Source organism: Pseudomonas sp. FP2196, from assembly GCF_030687715.1.
Taxonomy (GTDB): domain Bacteria; phylum Pseudomonadota; class Gammaproteobacteria; order Pseudomonadales; family Pseudomonadaceae; genus Aquipseudomonas.
The window spans coordinates 3,819,749-3,837,818 of record NZ_CP117445.1; the positions used below are offsets into that span (position 1 = coordinate 3,819,749).

An 18,070-nucleotide genomic window follows, 5' to 3' on the forward strand; every position below is an offset into this window, starting at 1 on the left:
CGGTTTTTCGTGCGCCTGCTTTTTACATATGCGAAATAAGTGCATCACCGAAGCCCGAAGACGAAACCAGCTTGGCCCCATCCATCAGACGTTCAAAGTCATAGGTCACGGTCTTCGCACCGATGGCGCCGTTGGTGCCCTTGATGATCAGATCTGCCGCTTCAGTCCAGCCCATGTGGCGCAGCATCATCTCGGCCGAGAGAATCAGCGAACCCGGGTTGACCTGATCCTTGCCGGCGTACTTCGGCGCCGTACCGTGTGTAGCTTCGAACATCGCCACAGTGTCGGACAGGTTGGCGCCCGGGGCGATACCGATACCGCCCACTTCTGCCGCCAGGGCATCGGAGAGGTAGTCGCCGTTGAGGTTCAGGGTGGCGATCACATCGTACTCGGCCGGGCGCAGCAGAATCTGCTGGAGCATGGCGTCGGCGATGGCGTCTTTGACCACAACGTTCTTGCCGGTTTTCGGGTTCTTGAACTGCATCCACGGACCGCCGTCGAGCAGGGTCGCACCGAATTCTTCAGCAGCCACTTCGTAGGCCCATTCCTTGAAGGCACCCTCGGTGAACTTCATGATGTTGCCTTTGTGCACGATAGTCAGCGAATCGCGGTCGTTATCGACGACATATTGCAGGGCCTTGCGCGCCAGACGCTTGGTGCCTTCCAGCGAAACCGGCTTGACGCCGATACCGCAGTTTTCGTCGAAACGGATCTTGGTGACGCCCATTTCTTCTTTAAGGAATTTGATGACCTTGGTGGCTTCCGGCGAACCGGCTTTCCACTCGATACCGGCGTAGATGTCTTCGGAGTTCTCGCGAAAGATGGTCATGTCGACGTCGCCAGGCTTTTTCACCGGGCTTGGCACGCCTTCGAACCAGCGCACCGGGCGCAGGCAGACGTACAGGTCGAGTTGCTGACGCAGGGCCACGTTCAGCGAGCGGATGCCACCACCGACCGGGGTGGTCAGCGGGCCTTTGATGGAAACCACGTAATCCTTGACTGCGTCCAGGGTTTCCTGAGGCAGCCAGGTGTCCTGATCGTAAACCTGAGTGGCTTTTTCCCCGGCGTAGACTTCCATCCAGGAAATCTTGCGTTTACCGCCGTATGCCTTTTGAACTGCAGCATCGACAACCTTGATCATCACCGGACTGATGTCGACACCAATGCCGTCACCTTCGATGAAGGGGATGATCGGGTTATCAGGAACATTGAGAGAATGGTCTGCATTGACGGTGATTTTGTCGCCGACGGCTGGAACCTGAATCTTCTTGTAACCCATGCTGAACTCCATTGTTTGGATTGAACATCTGGCTTGGTTCGAGCGTAACCCAGTTAAATCAACACGCAAACCCTCTGTTCACGGCGCGAGCACATCTGGTTTCGTACAAGCCTGAAAGCAAAGGGAAAAGCGCCAAACTCAAGCATTCGCGACGACTCTACGCCCCACCCCGCCCTGCGACCTTTAGACCAATGGACGAGAATCGTTGCATATGAACCATCGGCAGATTGCCAGCTACCTATGTATAATGCCGCCCGCTGACCAAAGGGTCACGACGGCTGGCCTCTCTAGAACGAGACTTTCCGCCTGATTGGTTGGGTTGTTACCGCAGCCCGGCCGCTTGACGCTCTACTGATGCACCCAACATCACCGCGAAGAATCTCGACATTCGGTTCATGGATGACTTTGAACGAACGCGCTTACCCGGCGCCCCTCGAGTTTCTGCGCACGCTTTAGCAAAGAAGAGAGAGTTAATCCGAATATGCCCACCCGCTCGAAGATCATCTATACCTTCACCGACGAAGCCCCAGCCCTCGCCACCTATTCCCTGCTGCCGATCATCGAGGCTTACACCGCCTCGGCCGATATCGCCGTGGAAACCCGCGATATCTCTCTTGCAGCGCGCATTCTGGCCAGCTTCCCCGAGCAACTGGGCGACAAAGCCGTAGCCGACCACCTCGCCGAACTGGGCGACCTGGCCGTTACGCCTGAAGCCAACATCATCAAGCTGCCGAACATCAGCGCTTCGGTGCCACAGCTGCAAGCCGCGATCAAAGAGCTGCAAGCTCAGGGTTACAACCTGCCGGACTACCCGGAAACCGTCACCAGCGACGCCGACAAAGACGCCAAGGCGCGTTACGACAAGGTCAAGGGCAGCGCCGTGAACCCGGTTCTGCGCGAAGGCAACTCCGACCGTCGCGCACCTCTGTCGGTCAAGAACTACGCTCGCAAGCACCCGCACAAAATGGGCGCCTGGGCCAAAGACTCCAAGTCCCACGTCGCTCACATGAGCACCGGCGATTTCTACGGCAGCGAAAAAGCTGCCCTGATCGACGCCGCTGACGCCGTGAAGATCGAACTGATCGCCAAAGACGGCACCGCTACCGTCCTGAAAGAAAAAACCACCGTTCAGGCTGGCGAGATCCTCGATTGCGCCGTGATGAGCAAAAACGCCCTGCGCGCGTTCATCGCTGCTGAAATCGAAAGCGCCAAGGCTCAAGGCGTGCTGCTGTCGGTTCACCTGAAAGCGACCATGATGAAGGTCTCCGACCCGATCATGTTCGGCCAGATCGTTGCCGAGTTCTATAAAGACGCACTGACCAAGCACGCTGACGTGCTGGCCCAGATCGGCTTCAACCTGAACAACGGCATTGGCGATCTGTACGCTCGCATCAAGGCCCTGCCGGCCGAGCAGCAAGCACAGATCGAAGCTGACATGGCAGCGGTCTACGCCGCTCGTCCGTCGCTGGCGATGGTCAACTCCGATAAAGGCATCACCAACCTGCACGTGCCGAGCGACGTTATCGTCGACGCCTCGATGCCAGCGATGATCCGTGACTCCGGCAAGATGTGGGGCACTGACGGTCAGTTGCACGACACCAAGGCTGTGATCCCGGATCGTTGCTACGCGACCATCTATCAGGCTGTGATCGAAGATTGCAAAGCCAATGGCGCATTCGATCCGACCACCATGGGCAGCGTGCCAAACGTTGGCCTGATGGCGAAGAAAGCCGAAGAGTACGGCTCGCACGACAAGACCTTCCAGATCAAGGCTGACGGCGTGGTTCGCGTAACCGACAGCAAAGGCATCCTGCTGATGGAACAGGCTGTTGAAGCCGGCGACATCTTCCGCATGTGCCAGACCAAAGACGCGCCGATCCAGGACTGGGTCAAACTGGCCGTCAATCGCGCTCGCGCCAGCAGCACTCCGGCCATTTTCTGGCTGGACCCGATGCGCGCTCACGACGGCGTAGTGATCGAGAAAGTTCAGGCTTACCTGAAGGATCACGACACTGCCGGTCTGGACATCCAGATCATGGCCCCCGTCGACGCAATGAAGTACACCCTGCAGCGCACCCGCGAAGGCAAGGACACCATTTCGGTGACCGGTAACGTACTGCGCGACTACCTGACCGACCTGTTCCCGATCATGGAACTGGGCACCAGCGCCAAGATGCTGTCGATCGTGCCGCTGATGAACGGTGGCGGCCTGTTCGAAACCGGCGCTGGCGGTTCGGCTCCAAAGCACGTGCAGCAACTGGTCGAAGAGAACTTCCTGCGCTGGGATTCGCTGGGCGAATTCCTGGCTCTGGCGGCATCTCTCGAGCATTTGGGTGTGAACTACAACAACCCGAAAGCGCTGGTTCTGTCCAAGACGCTGGATCAGGCTACTGGCCAGTTCCTCGACAACAACAAGTCGCCATCGCGTAAAGTCGGCAACATCGACAACCGCGGCAGCCACTTCTACCTGGCGATGTACTGGGCTCAGGCCCTGGCCGCCCAGACCGAAGACGCTGCACTGCAAGCGCAGTTCGCGACTCTGGCCAAGACTCTGACCGAGAACGAAGCAACCATCGTTGCCGAGCTCAATGCCGTTCAGGGCAAGCCAGTCGACATCGGCGGTTACTACCACGCCAATGCCGAGCTGATCAGCAAGGCCATGCGCCCAAGCGCAACCCTCAACGCGGCGATTGCTGCGCTGGCTTAAGGTTGTAAAGGGAACATCACAAACCCCGGCCCTGTGCCGGGGTTTGTGTTTCTGAATACAGCTCAAATCCCCTGTAGGAGTGAGCCTGCTCGCGATAGCGGTATACCATTCAACATCGATGGTGACTGACCCGACGCTGTCGCGAGCAGGCTCACTCCTACAAGGGACCGGGTTTCAATTCAACATTTGAGGACAACTCATGGAATGGCTTCCCCACATCACCGTCGCCACCATCGTCGAGGACAACGGTCGCTTTCTGATGGTTGAAGAGCACAAGGCCGGACGCAACGTGCTCAACCAGCCCGCCGGTCATCTCGACCCGGACGAAACCCTGATCGAAGCCGCCATTCGCGAAACCCTTGAAGAAACCGGCTGGGATGTCGAACCCACCGGCGTCATCGGCATTTACCTGTACACCGCTCCCAGCAATGGCGTGACTTATCAGCGCGTCTGCTTCAGTGCCAAAGCGCTGAAACATCACCCGGATTATCAACTCGACGACGGCATCGTCGGCGCCAAGTGGCTGACCCGCGACGAATTAATCGCCCAGCGCGATAACTGGCGCAGCGAGCTGATCATCCGTTGCATCGATGATTATCTGGCGGGCCATCACTTCAGCCTCGAACTGATCCGCCCTTCTCTTTAGCCTTGAGACCGTGAGCCTGATAGAATCGCGTCCTTTTTCAAGACACTCATTGAATCCCTATGCGTGATCCAGCCCCTTCTGACACATCCAAGAAGCGCGTCATTGTCGGCATGTCCGGCGGCGTGGACTCTTCCGTTTCCGCTCTCCTGCTGATCGAGCAGGGCTATGAAGTGGAAGGCCTGTTCATGAAGAACTGGGAAGAAGACGACGGAACGGAATACTGCACCGCCATGGACGACCTGGCAGATGCTCAGGCCGTTTGCGACAAGATCGGCATCAAGCTGCACACCGCCAACTTTGCCGCCGAGTACTGGGACAACGTGTTCGAGCACTTCCTGGCCGAATACAAGGCCGGTCGCACGCCGAATCCGGACATCCTGTGCAACCGCGAGATCAAGTTCAAGGCGTTCCTCGACTACGCAATGATGCTCGGCGCCGACCTGATCGCCACCGGCCACTACGTGCGCCGCCGCGACATCGATGGCCGCACCGAACTGCTCAAGGGCCTCGACCCGAACAAGGACCAGAGCTACTTCTTGCACGCCGTCGGCGGCGAACAGATCGCCAAGACGCTGTTCCCGGTCGGCGAACTGGAAAAGCCTGAAGTGCGCGCCATTGCCGAGAAATACGAGCTGGCCACCGCCAAGAAGAAGGATTCCACCGGGATCTGCTTCATCGGCGAGCGTCGCTTCAGCGACTTCCTCAAGCAATACCTGCCGGCGCAACCGGGTGAGATCAAGACCACCGAAGGCGAAGTCATCGGTCGTCACCATGGTTTGATGTATCACACCATCGGTCAGCGTCAGGGCTTGGGTATCGGCGGTTTGAAAGATGCCGGCGACGAGCCGTGGTACGTGCTGCGCAAGGATCTCGACAACAACGAACTGATCGTCGGCCAAGGCAACAACCATCCATGGCTGTTCTCCAGCGCCCTGCTCGCCTCGGAAATCTATTGGGTCAACCCGATCGATCTGAGCCAACCGCTGCGCCTGACCGCCAAGGTGCGTTATCGCCAGAGCGATCAGGCCTGCACCCTGGAAAAAACCGCAACCGGCTACCGCGCCGTGTTCGACGAACCGCAGCGCGCGGTCACGCCGGGCCAGTCGGTGGTGTTCTATGACGGTGAAATCTGCCTCGGTGGCGGCGTGATCGAAGTCGCCGAGCCGTGGAGCGGTCAGGCATGAGCCCGACCCAGGAGCAACTGACGGCGCTGGGCGGCGTATTTCTCGCCGCCGTACTGGTTGACCGGATCGCCAAGACTGGCCAGACCAACGAGGCCGGCCTGAGCTGCATGCTCGGCAGCCTGCTGGTGCGCGACCCGAAAGACACGCTGGACGTGTACGGCGGCGACGATATCAACCTGCGCGAAGGTTACCGGGCGCTGATCGGCGCACTTGAACGCGACCCAAGCACCTTGCAGCGCGAGCCACTGCGTTATGCCCTGTCGATGCTCGGTCTTGAGCGTCAACTGGCCAAGCGCAACGACATGCTCGACACGATCGGCAAACGTCTGCCGCAGATCCAGTCGCAGGTCGAGCACTTCGGCCCGGCCCACGAAAACGTGGTTGCCGCGTGCGGCGCGCTGTATCAGGACACTCTGAGCACCCTGCGCCAGCGTATTCAGGTGCATGGCGACATGCGCAACCTGCAGCAGCCGAGCAACGCGTCAAAAATCCGCGCCCTGTTGCTCGCCGGCATCCGTTCGGCGCGCCTGTGGCGTCAACTCGGCGGGCACCGCTGGCAGTTGGTGATCAGCCGACGCAAGCTGCTCAAAGAGCTGTATCCGTTGATGCGCAGCGAGTAAATCGCCGCGCAATAAAAGCTTTGTAGTCTGTAACGCGTAATACGCCGGTCAGTTGGCAACGGACCGGCGGATTTTTTCATGTATGATACGCGCCCCATTTCGTTGCCCGACTGTCCGAGAACACCCTATGCAGCTCTCTTCGCTCACTGCGGTTTCCCCTGTTGACGGCCGCTACGCCGGCAAAACCCAGGCCCTGCGCCCGATTTTCAGCGAGTACGGCCTGATCCGTGCCCGCGTCCTGGTTGAAGTGCGCTGGCTCCAGCGCCTCGCCGCTCACGCCGGTATCCCGGAAGTGCCAGCCTTCTCCGCCGAGGCCAACGCCGTTCTCAATGAACTGGCTGAAAACTTCTCGCTGGAGCACGCCGAGCGCGTCAAAGAGATCGAGCGCACCACCAACCACGACGTCAAAGCGATCGAATACCTGCTCAAAGAGCAGGCGGCCAAGCTGCCGGAGCTGGCCAAGGTCAGCGAGTTCATCCACTTTGCCTGCACCAGCGAAGACATCAACAACCTGTCCCACGCCCTGATGCTGCGCGAAGGCCGTGACGACGTGATGCTGCCGCTGATGCGCCAGACTGCCAACGCCATCCGCGAACTGGCCATCCGTTTCGCTGACGTGCCGATGCTGTCGCGCACCCACGGCCAACCGGCTTCGCCGACCACGCTGGGTAAAGAACTGGCGAACGTGGTTTACCGTCTCGAGCGTCAGATCGCTCAAGTCGCTGCCGTACCGCTGCTGGGCAAGATCAACGGCGCTGTCGGCAACTACAACGCTCACCTGTCGGCCTACCCGCAGATCGACTGGGAAGCCAACGCCCGCGCCTTCATCGAAGACGAGCTGGGTCTGGGCTTCAACCCGTACACCACGCAGATCGAACCGCACGACTACATCGCCGAGCTGTTTGACGCCATTGCGCGCTTCAACACCATCCTGATCGACTTCGACCGTGACATCTGGGGCTACATCTCCCTGGGTTATTTCAAGCAGCGCACCATCGCAGGCGAAATCGGTTCGTCGACCATGCCGCACAAGGTCAACCCGATCGACTTCGAAAACTCCGAAGGCAACCTGGGCATCGCCAACGCGCTGTTCCAGCACCTGGCGAGCAAACTGCCGATCTCCCGCTGGCAGCGTGACCTGACCGACTCCACCGTACTGCGTAACCTCGGCGTGGGCTTCGCTCACAGCGTGATCGCGTATGAAGCCAGCCTCAAAGGCATCAGCAAACTGGAGCTCAACGAGCAGAAGATTGCTGCCGACCTCGACGCATGCTGGGAAGTATTGGCTGAGCCGATCCAGACCGTGATGCGCCGCTACAACATCGAAAACCCGTACGAAAAGCTGAAAGAACTGACCCGCGGCAAGGGCATCAGCCCTGAAGCGTTGCAGACTTTCATCGATGGCCTGGACATGCCAGCCCAAGCGAAAGCCGAGCTGAAGCAACTGACTCCGGCCAACTACATCGGTAACGCTGTAGCGCAAGCCAAACGCATCTGATCGACCGCTTCAACCGTTTGAGACGCCCGGCCGCGCCGGGCGTTTTTATTCCCGTCTGAAAAGTGCTTTTTTTCAATAGGTTACATATGAATTCCGATATTCCTCTTCAACTTCTGGGCGGTCTCACGGCGCGCGAATTCCTGCGCGACTACTGGCAGAAAAAGCCATTGCTGATCCGTCAGGCAATTCCTGACTTCGAAAGCCCGATCGACGCCGACGAACTGGCCGGCCTGGCCCTGGAAGAAGAAGTCGAATCGCGCCTGGTGATCGAGCACGGCGAGCGCCCATGGGAACTGCGTCGCGGCCCGTTCGCTGAAGACGAATTCAGCAAGCTGCCGGAAAAAGAGTGGACCCTGCTCGTTCAGGCAGTCGATCAATTCGTACCGGAAGTCAGCGAGCTGCTGGAAAACTTCCGCTTCCTGCCGAGCTGGCGCGTCGACGACGTGATGATCAGCTTCGCCGCCCCAGGTGGCAGCGTGGGTCCGCACTTCGACAACTACGACGTGTTCCTGCTGCAGGGTCACGGCAAGCGTAACTGGAAAATCGGCCAGATGTGCGATTCCGAGAGCCCGCTGCTGCAACACGCGGATCTGCGCATTCTCGCCGAATTCCACGAAACCGAAGAGTGGGTTCTGGAACCGGGCGACATGCTCTACCTGCCGCCGCGCCTGGCCCACTGCGGCGTGGCCGTGGATAACTGCATGACCTACTCGGTCGGCTTCCGCGCCCCTAGCGCCTCTGAAGTGCTGACCCACTTCACCGACTTCCTCAGCCAGTTCCTGACTGACGAAGAGCGCTACACCGATGCCGACGCGCAGCCAGCGGCCGATCCGCATCAGATTCAGCACGATGCGCTGGATCGTCTGAAAAGCCTGCTCGCCGAACACATGAGCGACGAGCGTCTGCTGCTGACCTGGTTCGGCCAGTACATGACCGAGCCACGCTACCCGGAACTGGTCGTCGGCCCGGAAGAAGTCGAAGAAGAAGACTTCCTCAGCGCCCTGCAGGATGGCGCCGTGCTGATTCGCAACCCGAGCGCGCGTCTGGCCTGGTCGGAAGTCGATGAAGACCTGCTGCTGTTCGCCAGCGGCCAGAGCCGTTATCTGCCGGGCAAACTGCGCGAGTTGCTGAAGCTGATCTGCGCCGCCGACGCCCTGCACACCGACAACCTTGGCGAGTGGCTGAACGACGAAGACGGTCGCGGCCTGCTGTGCGAACTGGTCAAACAAGGCAGCCTGGGATTCGCCGATGAATAAGATTCGCGTACGTGTCGCAGACTGGCAGAAGGACATCGCCGAGATCCGGCGCATTCGTGAAACGGTGTTCATTGCCGAACAATCGGTGCCACCCGAGTTGGAATGGGACGCGGATGACGCGACCGCTGTGCATTTCCTGGCATTTGAGGGCGACTTTCCAATCGGCACTGCGCGCCTGTTGCCCGATGGGCACATTGGCCGAGTTTCCGTGCTGAAAGACTGGCGCGGCATGAAGGTCGGTGACGCGCTGATGCAAGCGGTTATCGCTGAAGCAGAAGAGCGCGGACTGAAGCAGCAAATGCTCAGCGCTCAGGTGCAAGCCACGGCGTTCTACGAGCGTTTGGGTTTCAGCCTGGTCAGCGAGGAATTCCTGGAAGCAGGGATTCCGCATGTCGATATGGTTCGTCATTCGGCTTGATCAGCAGAGATCCTGTGATCCCTGATGATCCTGTGATCCTGTGATCCTGTGATCCTGTGATCCCTGGTGATTCTGTGGCGAGGGGATTTATCCCCGATGGACTGCGAAGCAGGCCCAAGGTTTTTTGGCGCCGCTACGGGGCCCGTCGAGGATAACCCCCTCACCACAAAGACCGTCAAGAACACCAGCAAAACGCCCCGACATCCACCAATGCCGGGGCGTTTTGCTGTCTACGATTCAACTTGCCCCACCCCGGGCCGACAAACTGGCAATATCAAGCCTTTCGAAAGCGGAGATAACGGACATGTCCCTACGCACCCTGCTCACCACCCTGCTGCTTGGTTGCAGTTTTTCGGTGATGGCAGCCACAGAAGTCGTCCCCCTCAAGTACCGCACCAGCACCGACATGCTGCCGATGGCGCAGGATTTCCTCGGCAAGGACGGCCAAGTCAGCGCCTATGGCAACCAACTGATCGTCAAGGCCGAGCCGGACAAGATTCAGGAACTCAAGGCACTGATCACCCAGCTCGACACCGCGCCAAAACGCCTGCTGATCACCGTCGACACCAACGAAAACAACGGCCGTGGCGACGAAGGTTATTCGGTCAATGGCGCGCAGACCCGCATCATCAGCCGCAGCACCACCAGCCGTGACGGCGGCGTCCAGCAAGTCCAGGCCACCGACGGCATGCCGGCGCTGATCCAGGTCGGCCAGAGCGTGCCGATCACCAGCAGTCAGACCAACTCCTACGGCGATTACAGCAGCCAGACCCAATACCGCAACGTCACCCAGGGTTTTTACGTCACCGCGAGCGTCACCGGCGACATCGTTCACCTGGCAATCAGTACCAACCGTGACCGCATGAGCCAGGAACGTCCCGATGTAGTGAACGTGCAAAGCACCGACACAACGGTCAGCGGACGCCTCGGTGAGTGGATCACCCTCGCAGGCGTAAATCGCCAGACTCAGGCCGACAAACAGGGCCTGACCCGCAGCTACTCGACTCAAGGCCGGGATGACATGACGCTGAAGGTGAAAGTCGACGCCTTGGACTAAAGCACCGAAAACTGACTGATTAGTCGTATTAGACGAAAGATGTAGTGCCTGAAAAAAAGCACTACAAAACGTTTGACGGGCCCAAAAAGCGAAGGCATGATGGCCTCGCTCCCGCTAATCAGAGGCCCTGGCAAGGGCCTTCGAAGCGATGTTCGCACCTACCCCGCGAACCGTTTCGTGTCTGTACCGCCCACAAGGTGTGTTTGACGAGGTTGCCGACTGGAACGAAGTTGTCCCGAGGGACGGAAGCGTAATTAGGTAACCCGGCATCACACTGTTGTTCGTATAAAGGCCCACGACGCCCGAATGCGCCCGCCAGTTTCGCCTTTACCTGCTCACTTCCCCTCGAGCTCATCGTTCATCCCGTCGCCTACCCCGCCGAATCCGACTTGACCACCTAAGCTTCTGGTCAGCGAGCGCAGGAATTTTCCACCGCAGAACAACTTTTCATAAAAGACGCGACGAGGTTTATCTCCATGGCACTGACACGCGAACAGCAAATTGCAGCCCTTGAAAAAGACTGGGCTGAAAACCCGCGCTGGAAAGGCGTGACACGCACTTACTCCGCTGCTGACGTCGTCCGTCTGCGTGGCTCGGTTCAACCTGAGCACACCTTTGCAAAAATGGGCGCCGACAAGCTGTGGAACCTGGTCACCCAGGGTGCCAAGCCGTCCTTCCGTCCAGAGAAAGATTTCGTCAACTGCATGGGCGCCCTGACCGGCGGCCAGGCTGTTCAACAGGTTAAAGCCGGTATCCAGGCGATCTACCTGTCGGGCTGGCAGGTGGCTGCGGACAACAACTCCGCCGAGTCGATGTACCCGGATCAGTCGCTGTACCCGGTGGATTCGGTGCCAACCGTGGTCAAGCGCATCAACAACTCGTTCCGTCGCGCTGACCAGATCCAGTGGAAAGCCGGCAAGAACCCGGGCGACGATGGCTACATCGACTACTTCGCACCGATCGTGGCTGACGCTGAAGCCGGTTTCGGCGGCGTGCTGAACGCCTACGAACTGATGAAGAGCATGATCGAAGCAGGCGCCGCCGGCGTTCACTTCGAAGACCAACTGGCTTCTGTGAAAAAATGCGGCCACATGGGCGGCAAGGTTCTGGTGCCAACCCAGGAAGCCGTACAGAAGCTGACCGCAGCGCGTCTGGCAGCTGACGTTGCCGGTACTCCGACCATCATTCTGGCCCGTACCGACGCTAACGCCGCTGACCTGCTGACTTCCGACTGCGACCCGTACGACCAGCCGTTCGTAACTGGCGAGCGCACTCAGGAAGGTTTCTACAAGGTGCGTGCCGGTCTCGATCAGGCAATCGCCCGTGGCCTGGCTTATGCGCCGTACGCCGACCTGATCTGGTGCGAAACCGCGAAGCCGGATCTGGACGAGGCTCGTCGCTTCGCTGAAGCGATCAAGAAGGAATACCCGGACCAACTGCTGTCGTACAACTGCTCGCCTTCCTTCAACTGGAAGAAAAACCTGGACGACGCGACCATCGCCAAGTTCCAGCGCGAACTGTCCGCCATGGGCTACAAGCACCAGTTCATCACCCTGGCCGGCATTCACAACATGTGGCACAGCATGTTCAACCTGGCGCACGACTACGCCCGTAACGACATGACTGCCTACGTGAAGCTGCAAGAGCAGGAATTCGCTGACGCCGCCAAGGGTTACACCTTCGTGGCTCACCAGCAGGAAGTGGGCACCGGCTACTTCGATGACATGACCACCGTGATTCAGGGTGGCTCGTCCTCGGTAACCGCACTGACCGGTTCGACCGAAGAAGAACAGTTCCACTGATCTGCTTCGCCTGAGCAAACGGCCTCTGCGGATCGAATAGAAAGCTAACCGCAGAGCTGCAAGACTGACGCCCCGACTGGTTCGGGGCGTTTTTTTTGCGCCCGGAAAACAAACCTTCCCCTGTAGGAGCTGCCGAAGGCTGCGATCGTTTGATCTTGTCTTTTAAAAGCAAAACCAAAAGATCGCAGCCTTCGGCAGCTCCTACATGGGGCATGTGTTGGGCTCAAGCCCCCCCAAGCGCCACGAAACCTTGTGGGAGCGAGCCTGCTCGCGAAGGCGTTTTGTCAGCTTGCGCGTGCACTGACTGATCCACCGCTTTCGCGAGCAGGCTCGCTCCCACAGGAAAGCGTCAGCCGGGAGACAAAATATTGATCCAGAGCGGTATGGGCGTAAGAAAAATCGGATAAAACGTGCGCCACCGCTACTTGCAGTAACGGGCATATAAGACAACTTCCCAACTACTGCACCGCTAAACAGTTACAAAATCGCCACAAACGATATCAATTATCATTTAGCCGCAACTATGTTCGTTACATTTCCCACAAAACATAATTCGAGGAAACCCGGCTAATGCCCGCTATGCTTGGGCTGCGGGGCATTGGAGGTGAGCTATGTCCTTATTCCAATAAATAATTTCGCTATAGGAATTTTACTTGCAGGGTGTTTAGCCATAAAATCAGCGCGATTGATTGCTGCGACATATCGTCACTGCCTATTTCTTTATCAAGCTCAGAGACCTTTGCTCTCTGTTAAGGATTACCAGCATGCCCGAAGCGACAGGACTCATGGCCCACAACTGGGGCTTTGCCATTTTCCTTCTGGGTGTCGTCGGCCTGTGTGCCTTCATGCTTGGTGTCTCCAGCCTCCTTGGGTCAAAAGCCTGGGGCCGCAGCAAAAACGAACCGTTCGAGTCGGGCATGCTACCTACCGGTGGCGCTCGCTTGCGGCTCTCAGCCAAATTCTATCTGGTCGCGATGCTGTTCGTGATCTTCGATATCGAAGCCCTCTTTCTCTTTGCATGGTCTGTGTCCGTCCGCGAAAGCGGCTGGACCGGATTCGTCGAAGCTCTCGTTTTCATAGCAATTCTGTTGGCAGGTCTTGTCTACCTGTTCCGAGTGGGCGCCCTTGACTGGGCTCCGGAAGCTCGTCGCAAGCGGCAGGCGAAGCTGAAACAATGAGGCTTTGGCAATGCAATACAATCTCACCAGGATCGACCCCGATGCTCCTAACGAGCAGTATCCGATTGGCGAACGGGAAACCGTTTCCGATCCGTTAGAAGATCAAGTTCACAAAAACATTTTCATGGGCAAGCTGGAAGACGTGCTGAGTGGCGCGGTCAACTGGGGACGTAAGAACTCCCTGTGGCCGTACAACTTCGGCTTGTCGTGCTGCTACGTGGAAATGACCACCGCCTTCACGGCGCCCCACGACATCGCGCGCTTTGGCGCCGAAGTTATCCGGGCATCACCGCGTCAGGCCGACTTTATGGTTATCGCCGGTACCTGCTTCATCAAGATGGCGCCGATCATTCAGCGTCTCTACGAGCAAATGCTCGAACCGAAGTGGGTTATCTCCATGGGTTCGTGCGCCAACTCCGGTGGCATGTACGACATCTACTCCGTGGTTCAAGGGGTGGACAAGTTCCTGCCGGTGGACGTCTACGTACCTGGCTGCCCGCCCCGTCCAGAAGCATTCTTGCAAGGCTTGATGCTGTTGCAGGAATCGATTGGACAGGAGCGTCGTCCGCTTTCCTGGGTCGTTGGTGATCAAGGCGTTTACCGCGCCGACATGCCTTCGCAGAAGGAACAGCGCCGCGAACAGCGAATCGCAGTCACCAACCTGCGCAGCCCTGACGAAGTCTGATCCAGATCTGTTCTTACAAAGAAACGAGAAGCTGGCTTCATTCTTTACGTTGACCGAAAGCGAAAAAATAACCATGACTACAGGCAGTGCTCTGTACATCCCGCCTTATAAGGCCGACGACCAGGATGTGGTCGTCGAACTCAACAACCGTTTTGGCGCCGAAGCGTTCACCGCTCAGTCGACCCGCACCGGCATGCCGGTGCTGTGGGTAGCTCGCGCCAGACTCGTCGAAGTCCTGACCTTCCTGCGCAACCTGCCCAAGCCGTACGTCATGCTCTATGACCTGCACGGCGTGGACGAGCGTCTGCGCACCAAGCGTCAAGGGCTGCCATCGGACGCCGACTTCACCGTGTTCTATCACCTCATGTCGCTTGAGCGTAACAGTGACGTGATGATCAAAGTCGCCTTGTCCGAAAGCGACCTGAGCTTGCCGACCGTTACCAGCATCTGGCCAAACGCCAACTGGTACGAGCGTGAAGTCTGGGACATGTACGGCATCGACTTCAAAGGCCACCCGCACCTGTCGCGCATCATGATGCCGCCGACCTGGGAAGGTCACCCGCTGCGCAAGGACTTCCCGGCGCGCGCCACCGAATTCGATCCGTACAGTCTCAACCTGGCCAAGCAACAGCTTGAGGAAGAAGCCGCGCGCTTCCGTCCTGAAGACTGGGGCATGAAGCGTTCCGGCACCAACGAGGACTACATGTTCCTCAACCTGGGCCCGAACCACCCTTCGGCGCACGGTGCGTTCCGCATCATTCTGCAACTGGACGGTGAAGAGATCGTCGACTGCGTCCCGGACATCGGTTACCACCACCGTGGTGCCGAGAAGATGGCCGAGCGTCAGTCCTGGCACAGCTTCATACCGTACACCGACCGTATCGACTACCTCGGCGGCGTGATGAACAACCTGCCGTACGTGCTCTCGGTCGAGAAGCTGGCCGGCATCAAGGTGCCCGAGAAGGTCGACGTCATCCGCATCATGATGGCCGAGTTCTTCCGGATCACCAGCCACCTGCTGTTCCTGGGTACTTACATTCAGGACGTCGGCGCCATGACTCCGGTGTTCTTCACCTTCACCGACCGCCAGAAGGCGTACACGGTGATCGAAGCCATTACCGGTTTCCGTCTGCACCCGGCCTGGTACCGCATCGGTGGTGTTGCCCACGACCTGCCGCGCGGCTGGGAAAAACTGGTGAAGGACTTCGTTGAATGGCTGCCAAAACGCCTCGACGAGTACACCAAGGCTGCACTGCAGAACAGCATCCTCAAGGGTCGTACCATCGGCGTTGCCCAGTACAACACCAAAGAAGCCCTGGAATGGGGTGTCACCGGTGCTGGCCTGCGTTCGACCGGTTGCGACTTCGACCTGCGTAAAGCGCGTCCGTACTCCGGCTACGAGAACTTCGAATTCGAAGTACCGCTGGCCGCCAACGGCGATGCCTATGACCGCTGCATGGTCCGCGTCGAAGAGATGCGCCAGAGCATCAAGATCATCGACCAGTGCATGCGCAACATGCCGGAAGGCCCGTACAAGGCGGATCACCCGCTGACCACGCCGCCGCCGAAAGAGCGCACGCTGCAGCACATCGAAACCTTGATCACGCACTTCCTGCAAGTTTCGTGGGGCCCGGTCATGCCGGCCAACGAATCCTTCCAGATGATCGAAGCGACCAAGGGCATCAACAGTTATTACCTGACGAGCGACGGCGGCACCATGAGCTACCGTACCCGGATCCGTACTCCGAGCTTCCCGCATCTGCAACAGATCCCTTCGGTGATCAAAGGCAGCATGGTCGCGGACTTGATTGCGTACCTGGGTAGTATCGACTTCGTTATGGCCGACGTGGACCGCTAAGCATGAACAGCACGCTTATCCAGACAGACCGTTTCACCCTGAGTGAAACCGAGCGCTCGGCCATTGAGCACGAGCTGCATCACTACGAAGACCCGCGCGCGGCGTCGATCGAAGCCCTGAAGATCGTTCAGAAGGAACGCGGCTGGGTGCCGGATGGCGCCTTGTACGCAATCGGCGAGATCCTCGGCATCCCGGCCAGCGACGTTGAAGGTGTGGCGACGTTCTATAGCCAGATCTTCCGTCAGCCGGTCGGCCGTCACATCATTCGCGTCTGCGACAGCATGGTCTGCTACATCGGCGGCCACGAGTCGGTGGTCAGCGAAATCCAGAACAATCTGGGCATCGGCCTGGGTCAGACCACCACCGACGGTCGTTTCACCCTGCTGCCTGTCTGCTGCCTCGGCAATTGCGACAAGGCTCCGGCGCTGATGATCGACGACGACACCTTTGGTGATGTGCAGCCTGCTGGCGTTGCCAAACTGCTCGAGGGCTACGTATGACCCTGACATCTTTCGGCCCGGCCAACCGCATCAAGCGTTCGGCCGAGACTCACCCGCTGACCTGGCGTCTGCGTGACGACGGCGAAGCCGTGTGGCTCGACGAATACCAGGCCAAGAACGGTTACGCCGCTGCGCGCAAAGCCTTCGCCGACATGGCTCAGGACGACATCGTCCAGACCGTGAAAGACGCAGGCCTCAAAGGTCGCGGCGGTGCAGGCTTCCCCACGGGCGTGAAGTGGGGCCTGATGCCCAAAGACGAATCCATCAACATCCGCTACCTGCTGTGCAACGCGGATGAAATGGAGCCGAACACCTGGAAAGACCGCATGCTGATGGAGCAACTGCCCCATCTGCTGATCGAAGGCATGCTGATCAGTGCCCGCGCGCTGAAAACCTACCGTGGCTACATCTTCCTGCGTGGCGAATACACCACCGCCGCCAAGCACCTCAACCGTGCCGTGGAAGAAGCCAAGGCAGCAGGCTTGCTGGGTAAAAACATTCTGGGCTCAGGCTTCGATTTCGAACTGTTCGTCCACACCGGCGCCGGGCGTTACATTTGCGGTGAAGAAACCGCACTGATCAACTCCCTCGAAGGCCGCCGCGCCAACCCGCGCTCCAAGCCGCCCTTCCCTGCCGCCGTGGGCGTGTGGGGCAAGCCGACTTGCGTGAACAACGTCGAAACCCTGTGCAACGTACCGGCGATCATTGCCGACGGTGTTGACTGGTACAAATCGTTGGCCCGCGAAGGCAGCGAAGACATGGGCACCAAGCTCATGGGCTTCTCCGGCAAAGTCAAAAACCCGGGCCTGTGGGAACTGCCATTCGGCGTCACCGGTCGCGAGTTGTTCGAAGACTACGCCGGCGGCATGCGCGACGGTTACAAGCTCAAGGCCTGGCAGCCAGGTGGCGCCGGTACCGGCTTCCTCCTGCCAGAGCACCTCGACGCACAGATGTATGCCGGCGGCATTGCCAAAGTAGGCACCCGGATGGGTACCGGCCTGGCGATGGCGGTGGACGACAGCGTCAACATGGTTTCGCTGCTGCGCAACATGGAGCAGTTCTTTGCCCGTGAGTCGTGCGGCTTCTGCACCCCGTGCCGTGATGGTTTGCCATGGAGCGTCAAGCTGCTGATGGCCATCGAGAATGGCGAAGGTCAACCGGGCGACATCGAGACCCTGCTGGGTCTGGTCGGTTTCCTCGGCCCAGGCAAAACCTTCTGTGCACACGCACCGGGTGCCGTGGAGCCGTTGGGCAGTGCGATCAAATACTTCCGTCCAGAGTTCGAAGCCGGTATCGCGCCTGTCAGCGCCGCCGTCCCGCCTCTGGCAAGGCCGATCGTAATCGGCGCGTAAACGCTTAATAAGGTGAAGGGCCCGTGCCCT

At 58.9% G+C, this 18,070-nt stretch carries 15 protein-coding genes; 14 read left to right on the top strand and 1 reads right to left on the bottom strand.

Going from position 1 to position 18,070, the window contains the following annotated elements; genetic code table 11:
- Positions 1 to 22: 22 nt before the first annotated feature.
- The gene (gene icd, locus PSH79_RS17070; protein ID WP_034155137.1) at positions 23 to 1,279 is read right to left on the bottom strand and encodes an NADP-dependent isocitrate dehydrogenase; all 1,257 of its coding nucleotides are present in this window, start codon (positions 1,277 to 1,279) and stop codon (positions 23 to 25) included.
- 481 nt (positions 1,280 to 1,760) lie between these two features.
- On the opposite strand from icd, the gene PSH79_RS17075 reads away from it, so the two are divergent.
- The 14 genes from PSH79_RS17075 (at position 1,761) to nuoF (ending at position 18,040) form a co-directional block, all read left to right on the top strand.
- Positions 1,761 to 3,986, top strand: coding sequence for an NADP-dependent isocitrate dehydrogenase (locus PSH79_RS17075; protein WP_305438592.1), 2,226 nt, complete (start codon positions 1,761 to 1,763; stop codon positions 3,984 to 3,986).
- A 199-nt stretch (positions 3,987 to 4,185) separates the two neighbouring features.
- On the top strand, positions 4,186 to 4,632 hold the full coding sequence (locus tag PSH79_RS17080; protein WP_305438593.1) for an NUDIX hydrolase: 447 nt from the start codon (positions 4,186 to 4,188) through the stop codon (positions 4,630 to 4,632).
- 59 nt (positions 4,633 to 4,691) lie between these two features.
- Positions 4,692 to 5,816 (top strand): tRNA 2-thiouridine(34) synthase MnmA, encoded by a 1,125-nt coding sequence (gene mnmA / locus PSH79_RS17085; RefSeq protein WP_123529201.1) that lies wholly within the window; start codon positions 4,692 to 4,694, stop codon positions 5,814 to 5,816.
- Positions 5,813 to 6,436: a high frequency lysogenization protein HflD gene (gene hflD / locus PSH79_RS17090; RefSeq protein WP_305438595.1), complete on the top strand. Its 624-nt coding sequence runs from the start codon at positions 5,813 to 5,815 to the stop codon at positions 6,434 to 6,436. Before mnmA ends, hflD begins: the two co-directional genes overlap by 4 nt.
- A gap of 127 nt (positions 6,437 to 6,563) precedes the next feature.
- The gene (gene purB / locus PSH79_RS17095) at positions 6,564 to 7,934 is read left to right on the top strand and encodes an adenylosuccinate lyase (protein ID WP_016987412.1); all 1,371 of its coding nucleotides are present in this window, start codon (positions 6,564 to 6,566) and stop codon (positions 7,932 to 7,934) included.
- Between the two features lie 86 nt (positions 7,935 to 8,020).
- Positions 8,021 to 9,190, top strand: a complete 1,170-nt coding sequence (locus tag PSH79_RS17100; RefSeq protein WP_305438597.1) for a cupin domain-containing protein — start codon at positions 8,021 to 8,023, stop codon at positions 9,188 to 9,190.
- Positions 9,183 to 9,608, top strand: a complete 426-nt coding sequence (locus PSH79_RS17105) for a GNAT family N-acetyltransferase (RefSeq protein WP_034155132.1) — start codon at positions 9,183 to 9,185, stop codon at positions 9,606 to 9,608. Before PSH79_RS17100 ends, PSH79_RS17105 begins: the two co-directional genes overlap by 8 nt.
- Positions 9,609 to 9,912: 304 nt before the next feature.
- Positions 9,913 to 10,665, top strand: coding sequence for a secretin N-terminal domain-containing protein (locus PSH79_RS17110; protein WP_305438599.1), 753 nt, complete (start codon positions 9,913 to 9,915; stop codon positions 10,663 to 10,665).
- Positions 10,666 to 11,141: 476 nt separating this feature from the next.
- Entirely contained in the window at positions 11,142 to 12,467 is a 1,326-nt protein-coding gene (gene aceA / locus PSH79_RS17115) for an isocitrate lyase (protein ID WP_007920195.1), read from the top strand.
- A gap of 764 nt (positions 12,468 to 13,231) precedes the next feature.
- A complete protein-coding gene (locus tag PSH79_RS17120; protein ID WP_003223812.1) occupies positions 13,232 to 13,645 on the top strand; it encodes an NADH-quinone oxidoreductase subunit A in 414 nt (137 codons plus the stop codon).
- 10 nt (positions 13,646 to 13,655) lie between these two features.
- Positions 13,656 to 14,330 carry an NADH-quinone oxidoreductase subunit B family protein gene (locus PSH79_RS17125; protein ID WP_003223809.1) on the top strand — a complete coding sequence of 225 codons (675 nt, stop codon included), beginning with the start codon at positions 13,656 to 13,658 and terminating at the stop codon, positions 14,328 to 14,330.
- Between the two features lie 73 nt (positions 14,331 to 14,403).
- A complete protein-coding gene (nuoC, locus tag PSH79_RS17130; RefSeq protein WP_305438603.1) occupies positions 14,404 to 16,188 on the top strand; it encodes an NADH-quinone oxidoreductase subunit C/D in 1,785 nt (594 codons plus the stop codon).
- 2 nt (positions 16,189 to 16,190) lie between these two features.
- A complete protein-coding gene (nuoE, locus tag PSH79_RS17135; RefSeq protein WP_007920186.1) occupies positions 16,191 to 16,688 on the top strand; it encodes an NADH-quinone oxidoreductase subunit NuoE in 498 nt (165 codons plus the stop codon).
- Positions 16,685 to 18,040: an NADH-quinone oxidoreductase subunit NuoF gene (gene nuoF, locus PSH79_RS17140; RefSeq protein WP_100845732.1), complete on the top strand. Its 1,356-nt coding sequence runs from the start codon at positions 16,685 to 16,687 to the stop codon at positions 18,038 to 18,040. Before nuoE ends, nuoF begins: the two co-directional genes overlap by 4 nt.
- Positions 18,041 to 18,070 lie beyond the last annotated feature (30 nt).